6 protein-coding genes and 1 pseudogene are annotated in these 6,073 nt (G+C 65.1%); 6 read left to right on the top strand and 1 reads right to left on the bottom strand.

Annotated elements, in window-relative coordinates; all coding sequences use genetic code 11:
- The first annotated feature begins 103 nt into the window (after positions 1–103).
- Genes WM94_RS30165 through pdxB form a run of 3 tightly spaced genes read left to right on the top strand, consistent with a single transcriptional unit; the run spans position 104 to position 1,847 of the window.
- Positions 104–421 (top strand): hypothetical protein, encoded by a 318-nt coding sequence (locus tag WM94_RS30165; RefSeq protein ID WP_156485979.1) that lies wholly within the window; start codon positions 104–106, stop codon positions 419–421.
- Complete coding sequence (gene tusA / locus WM94_RS15320) at positions 402–644, top strand: sulfurtransferase TusA (protein WP_003248727.1); 243 nt, start codon at positions 402–404, stop codon at positions 642–644. The genes WM94_RS30165 and tusA overlap by 20 nt, the downstream gene beginning before the upstream one ends.
- A 60-nt stretch (positions 645–704) precedes the next feature.
- Positions 705–1,847 carry a 4-phosphoerythronate dehydrogenase PdxB gene (gene pdxB / locus WM94_RS15315; RefSeq protein ID WP_061551578.1) on the top strand — a complete coding sequence of 381 codons (1,143 nt, stop codon included), beginning with the start codon at positions 705–707 and terminating at the stop codon, positions 1,845–1,847.
- A 176-nt stretch (positions 1,848–2,023) separates the two neighbouring features.
- On the opposite strand, the gene WM94_RS30465 is transcribed toward pdxB, so the two are convergent.
- Positions 2,024–2,197, bottom strand: coding sequence for a PA1571 family protein (locus WM94_RS30465; protein ID WP_013971693.1), 174 nt, complete (start codon positions 2,195–2,197; stop codon positions 2,024–2,026).
- A gap of 212 nt (positions 2,198–2,409) precedes the next feature.
- Between WM94_RS30465 and WM94_RS15310 the strand changes: the two genes are divergently transcribed.
- The 3 genes and pseudogenes from WM94_RS15310 (at position 2,410) to WM94_RS31130 (ending at position 5,982) form a co-directional block, all read left to right on the top strand.
- A complete protein-coding gene (locus WM94_RS15310) occupies positions 2,410–4,173 on the top strand; it encodes an ABC transporter transmembrane domain-containing protein (RefSeq protein ID WP_061551581.1) in 1,764 nt (587 codons plus the stop codon).
- A gap of 192 nt (positions 4,174–4,365) precedes the next feature.
- Positions 4,366–5,049 (top strand): annotated as a pseudogene (locus tag WM94_RS31135) (methyl-accepting chemotaxis protein); the annotation flags it as partial.
- Positions 5,050–5,214: 165 nt separating this feature from the next.
- Complete coding sequence (locus WM94_RS31130; protein ID WP_371264026.1) at positions 5,215–5,982, top strand: methyl-accepting chemotaxis protein; 768 nt, start codon at positions 5,215–5,217, stop codon at positions 5,980–5,982.
- Positions 5,983–6,073 lie beyond the last annotated feature (91 nt).

The following is a 6,073-nucleotide window of genomic DNA, read 5'->3' as shown; positions in this document are numbered from 1 at the left end:
CCGGCCCCTCCGCTACGCTACGGGGTTCCCTCGCGCCGGTCTTGCTCCCGGGAGTACGCGCTGCAGGCCCCATCCATGGGGCCTCAGCGCTTGACGGGCATCCATGCCCGTCACCTCCCTCCGCAAAACCTCTGCTCGGCCTCCTGAAGTCGCGAAGATCAAGATCAAGATCAAGATCAAGATCAAGACAAGAAAGAGCAAGAGCAAGAGCAAGAGCAAGAGCAAGAGCAAGAGCAAGAGCAAGAGCAAGAGCAAGAGCAAGAGCAAGAGCAAGAGCAAGAGCAAGAGCAAGAGCAAGAGCAAGAGCAAGATCAAGAGCAAGCTCAGGGCTTGTCTTCACAGGCGGTGCTTGGACCACGGCGCGCGATGCGCGACAATAGCGATCATTTGCGGAGTCCCCCATGACCGATTTCACCCCTGACGCCATCCTCGACGCCACCGGCCTGAACTGCCCGGAACCGGTAATGATGCTGCACCAGCACGTGCGCAACCTGGCCGCTGGCGGCCTGCTCAAGGTCATCGCCACCGACCCCTCGACCCGCCGCGATATCCCCAAGTTCTGCAACTTCCTCGGCCACGAACTGCTGCAGCAGCAGGAAGACGCCGGTACCTTCCTGTACTGGATCCGCAAGAAAGCCGACTGAACCGCTCTGGAACACGCCCGGCGTTGCGCCTACACTGCGTTCCCCAGACAGGAGAGCGCCATGCTGATAGTTGCCGACGAGAACATCCCGCTGCTCGATGCATTCTTCCAGGGTTTCGGCGAAATCCGCCGTTACCCCGGCCGAAGCCTCGATGCCGCCAGCGTAAGGGACGCCGACATTCTACTGGTGCGCTCGGTGACCAAGGTCGACCGCCAGTTGCTCGAAGGCAGCCGCGTGCGCTTCGTCGGCACCTGCACCATCGGCACCGACCACCTCGACCTGAACTACTTTGCCGAAGCCGGCATCCACTGGAGCAGCGCACCGGGCTGCAATGCCCGCGGCGTGGTCGATTACGTTCTGGGCAGCCTGCTGACCCTGGCAGAACTGGATGGCGTGGCACTGCCCGAGCGCGTGTATGGCGTGGTGGGCGCGGGTGAGGTGGGTGGCCGCCTGGTGCGGGTGCTGCACGGCCTTGGCTGGAAGGTACTGGTATGCGACCCGCTGCGCCAGGCCGCCGAGGGCGGTGACTACGTCAGCCTCGAGACCATCCTGCAACAGTGCGATGTCATCAGCCTGCACACCCCCTTGCAGCGTGGCGGCGAGCACCCGACCTGGCACCTGCTGGGCCAGGCGCAGCTGGCGCAGTTGCGCCCCGGTGCCTGGCTGGTCAACGCCAGCCGTGGCCCTGTAGTGGACAACGCCGCCCTGCGCGAACTGCTGCAGGACCGCGAAGACCTGCATGCGGTGCTGGATGTGTGGGAGGGTGAGCCGCAGGTCGACCTGCAACTGGCCGACCTGTGCACATTGGCTTCGCCGCACATTGCCGGCTACAGCCTCGACGGTCGCCAGCGTGGTACGGCGCAGATCTACCAGGCGCTGTGCCGCTTCCTCGGTGTGGATGAACAGGTGCAACTGGCCGACCTGCTGCCCCGGCCACCGCTGGCGCAGATCGAACTGGATGCCAGCACCGACCCGGCCTGGGCCTTGGCCACCCTTTGCCGCGCAGTGTACGACCCACGCCGCGACGATGCCGATTTCCGCCGCAGCCTCAGCGACGACCCGCAGCAGCAGCGTGCAGCGTTCGACCAGTTGCGCAAGCAGTACCCGCCACGGCGCGAGATCGAGGGGCTGGCGGTGCGCGTGCGCGGGGAGTCGCCGCAGTTGGCGCAGCTGGTCAGTGCCTTGGGTGGGGTGTTGGTCTGACAGCCTTTTGAAAGCTGTGCCGGCCTCTTCGCGGGTAAACCCGCTCCCACAGGTAGCCCGCTGACCTCAAGGCTTGTGTTGTCCCTGTGGGAGCGGGTTTACCCGCGAAAGGGCCGGCACAGGATTCAGGCAAATAAAAACCCGGCGCAAGCGCCGGGTTGCAAGGAATTCGCCGATCAACCTTTACGTACGCGCTCTACCCGGCTTTCTTCCAGGGCCTTGCAGGCCTGCTGGATCATCTGCTCGGTGATCGGTACTTCGCGCCCCTTCGCATCGATGATCGAACCGCACACCTGCGGAGGTGGTGTGGTCCGGGGCTTCTGGTTGTCGCTGCCATGCTGCAAGCTCATGTATTGTCTCCTCATCAGGTTCAAGCGCAGGTTAACCCTGTGCCGTGACTGGCCTGTGACAGTGCCTGCAGGGTCACGGCAGGCACAGTCCAACAGAAACGGCAGTAAAGCTCCATAGCCTGGTTAGACCGATAGGCTATAGCAACCCTGCAAGGGTTCCACAGGCGTGGATGAGTGGTAGGCTGCGGTTTCCCACCATTGTGGTCAGCGCCATGCCCGAATCGGTTTCCCCACGTCAACGCCGCGCCTTGCGCCTGGGTTGGCAGTTTGTCCGTCCTTACCGTCGCCAGATGCTGCTGGCCTTGCTGGCCCTGGTAGTCACCGCCGCCATCACCCTGTCCATGGGCCAGGGCATTCGCCTGCTGGTGGACCAGGGATTCATGACCCGCTCCGCGCATCAGCTCAACCAGACCATCGGCCTGTTCCTGCTGCTGGTGTTGGCCCTGGCGGTGGGTACCTTCAGCCGCTTCTACCTGGTGTCGTGGATCGGCGAGCGCTGCGTGGCCGATATCCGTCGAGCCGTGTTCGACCACCTGATCGGCTTGCATCCCGGGTTTTTCGAAGACAACCGCAGCTCCGAGATCCAGTCGCGCCTGACCGCCGACACCACCTTGCTGCAATCGGTAATCGGCTCTTCGCTGTCGATGTTCCTGCGCAACGCGCTGATGGTCATCGGTGGTGTGGTGTTGCTGTTTATCACCAATCCCAAGCTCACCAGCATTGTGGTGGTGGCCCTGCCGCTGGTGCTGGCGCCGATCCTGCTGTTTGGCCGCCGGGTACGCAGCCTGTCGCGGCAGAGCCAGGACCGGGTGGCCGATGTGGGCAGCTATGTGGCCGAGACCCTCGGGCAGATCAAGACCGTGCAGGCCTACAACCACCAGGCGCATGACCGCCAGCTGTTCGCCGGCACGGTCGAAGCGGCGTTTGCCGTGGCCCGGCAGCGGATTGCCCAACGTGCCTGGCTTATCACCCTGGTGATCGTGCTGGTACTGGGAGCGGTAGGGGTGATGTTGTGGGTTGGCGGCATGGACGTGATCGCCGGGCGCATTTCCGCGGGCGAACTGGCCGCCTTCGTGTTCTACAGCCTGATCGTAGGCAGCGCTTTCGGCACCCTCAGCGAGGTGATCGGCGAGTTGCAAAGGGCGGCGGGCGCCGCCGAGCGCATTGCCGAACTGTTGGCGGCGCGCAGTGCAATCCTGCCGCCCGCCGTGGCGCAGGTGCTGCCGCAGCAGCGGGCCAGTGGGCGTATCGAACTGCAGCAGTTGGTGTTCGCCTACCCGTCACGGCCCTCGGTGGCGGCTGTCGATGGCCTGAGCCTGACCATCGAGCCGGGGCAGACCGTGGCGCTGGTGGGCCCGTCGGGGGCGGGCAAGTCGACCTTGTTCGATTTGTTGCTGCGCTTCTACGACCCCCAGCAGGGGCGCATCCTGCTCGATGGCCGGGCGATCACCGAACTCGACCCCGATCACCTGCGCCAGCAGTTCGCCCTGGTGGCACAGAACCCCTCGTTGTTTCGCGGTACGGTCGAGGCCAACATCCGCTATGGCCGGCCCGAGGCGACCCTGGCCGAGGTCGAGGCAGCCGCCCGGGGTGCCCATGCCGACACATTCATCCGGCAATTGCCGCAGGGCTACCAGACGCCGCTGGGCGAGGGCGGCATCGGCTTGTCCGGCGGGCAGCGGCAGCGCCTGGCCATTGCCCGTGCGTTGCTGGTCGATGCGCCGATCCTGTTGCTGGACGAAGCCACCAGCGCACTCGACGCACAAAGCGAACACCTGATCCAGCAGGCGCTGCCCAGCCTGATGGCCGGGCGCACCACACTGGTGATCGCCCATCGTCTGGCTACGGTCCAGCATGCCGACCGTATCGCGGTCATCGACAAGGGCCGGCTGGTGGCGGTGGGGACGCATCGCCAGTTGATCGAAGAGAGCCCGCTGTATGCGCGGCTGGCGGCCTTGCAGTTCAACACGGGGTAGCTTGCAGTGGCCTTGTAACATTTCTGTAGTATTTGCCTGAGAGTATCTAGCTCAACTGTTGCGTAAGTGCTCGACCTGGCTGCCATTGCTTGATGGCAGCCTTTTTTTGGCCTGCCCGCAACCGGGCTGCGTTGCGCCTTGTTGCCAGCTTGCGCGGCCCTCCGGTCTTCCTCCTGCTTTCCGAGATCCAAGATGTTGCGTAAATCCCTCAGAGTGCAAATTCTCTCCCTGCTCGGCGGCAGTCTGGTGGCGATGTTGCTGATCGCCCTGGTGTGCTTCCAGTTCCTTTCGTCCAGCGTGCGCGGCTATGCCGAGTTGGTCGATGGGCCGCTGCGGACCTCGCAATTGATCGACGAAGCCAACCTGCAGTTCAAGATCCAGGTGCAGGAATGGAAGAATGTGCTGTTGCGCGGGCGCCAGCCGGCTGACATGGACAAGTACTGGCAGCAGTTCCAGGCTCGCGAGCAGCAGGTGCAGCAACTGCTCGGGCAATTGATCGACAGCAGCGACGCCAGGCTCAAGGCGCCGCTGCAGCAACTGCGTGACAGCCACCGGCAGTTGGGCCAGGCCTATGCGCAGGGTCGCCAGGCATTCCTGGCGGCGGGCGGCGACCCGGTGGCCGGCGACCAGGCGGTCAAGGGCGTGGACCGCGCCGTCAGCGAGCAGATGAGCGAACTGGTCGAGCAACTGCGTGCCGAAGCCCGTCAGCACGCCGCCAGCCTGAGTGCCGGTGCCGAGCGCACGGTATGGCTGGGTCTGCTGGTGATGCTGGCTTCGGCCGTGTTGGTGGGGCTGCTCAGCCTGTGGTTGGTCAACCGCAGCCTGGTCGAGCCGATCCGCCAGTTGATCGAATACGTCGCGCAGCTTAGCCAGGGCCGCTTTGCCGCCCGGGTAGATAGCCGCCGCGAGGACGAACTGGGCCGCCTGGCGCGGGCCGCCAACACCCTGCGCGATTTCCTCGCCGACACGGTCGGCCGGCTGCAGGACAACGCCCAGGAACTGGAAGGCGCCAGCGGCCAGCTGCGCAGCATCGCCGGCGACATGGCCCGTGGTACCCACGACCAGTTCCAGCGCACCGACCAGGTGGCCACGGCCATGCACGAGATGTCCGCCACTGCCCAGGAAGTCGCCCGCCACGCCGCGGAGGCCGCCCGCGCTGCGGACGATGCCGATCACAGTGCCCAGGCGGGCGAGCAGGTGATGCAACAGACCATCGACATCATCGGCGTGGTCAACCGCGAAATCGCTGGCACGGCGGCGGTGATTCGCGACCTTGAGCATGACAGCGCGCGCATTGGCAAAGTCCTTGAAGTGATCCGCGGCATTGCCGAGCAGACCAACCTGCTGGCGCTCAATGCGGCCATCGAAGCAGCCCGTGCCGGCGAGGCCGGGCGTGGTTTTGCAGTAGTTGCCGACGAGGTGCGCAGCCTGGCCCAGCGCACGGCGGCGTCGATCGCCGAGATCCACCAGATCATCGAGGCGGTGCAGTCGGGGGCGGTGGAGGCGGTCAAGGCCATCGAAAGCGGCCAGCAGCGCAGCGAGGAGGGTGCCGAGCAGGTGCAGCAGGCCGGGCAGATGCTGCAGCGCATCACCCTGGCAGTGGAAGCGATCCGCGACATGAACCGGCAGATCGCCACGGCGGCCGAAGAGCAGACCAGCGTGGCCGAGGACATCTCCTGCAACCTGATCGAAATCACCCGCATCGCCACGGCCAACCAGCAGGCGGTGCAGCATACCGAACAGGCGGGGCAGCGCCTGCATGGGTTGTCGGGGCAGCTGGGTGAAGTCACCTCCCGCCTCAGCGCCTGATGCCCTGTCATGCCTGACGCGGTCCCTGTAGGAGCGGCCTTGTGTCGCGATGGGCCGCAAGGCGGCCCCAATGTCTCGGCAACAGTGCTGA

Source organism: Pseudomonas sp. ABFPK (genome assembly GCF_001586765.1).
Lineage (GTDB): Bacteria > Pseudomonadota > Gammaproteobacteria > Pseudomonadales > Pseudomonadaceae > Aquipseudomonas > Aquipseudomonas asiatica.
The sequence above is the reverse complement of the archived record's forward strand: the minus strand, read 5'-3'. Positions and strand labels throughout refer to the sequence as shown.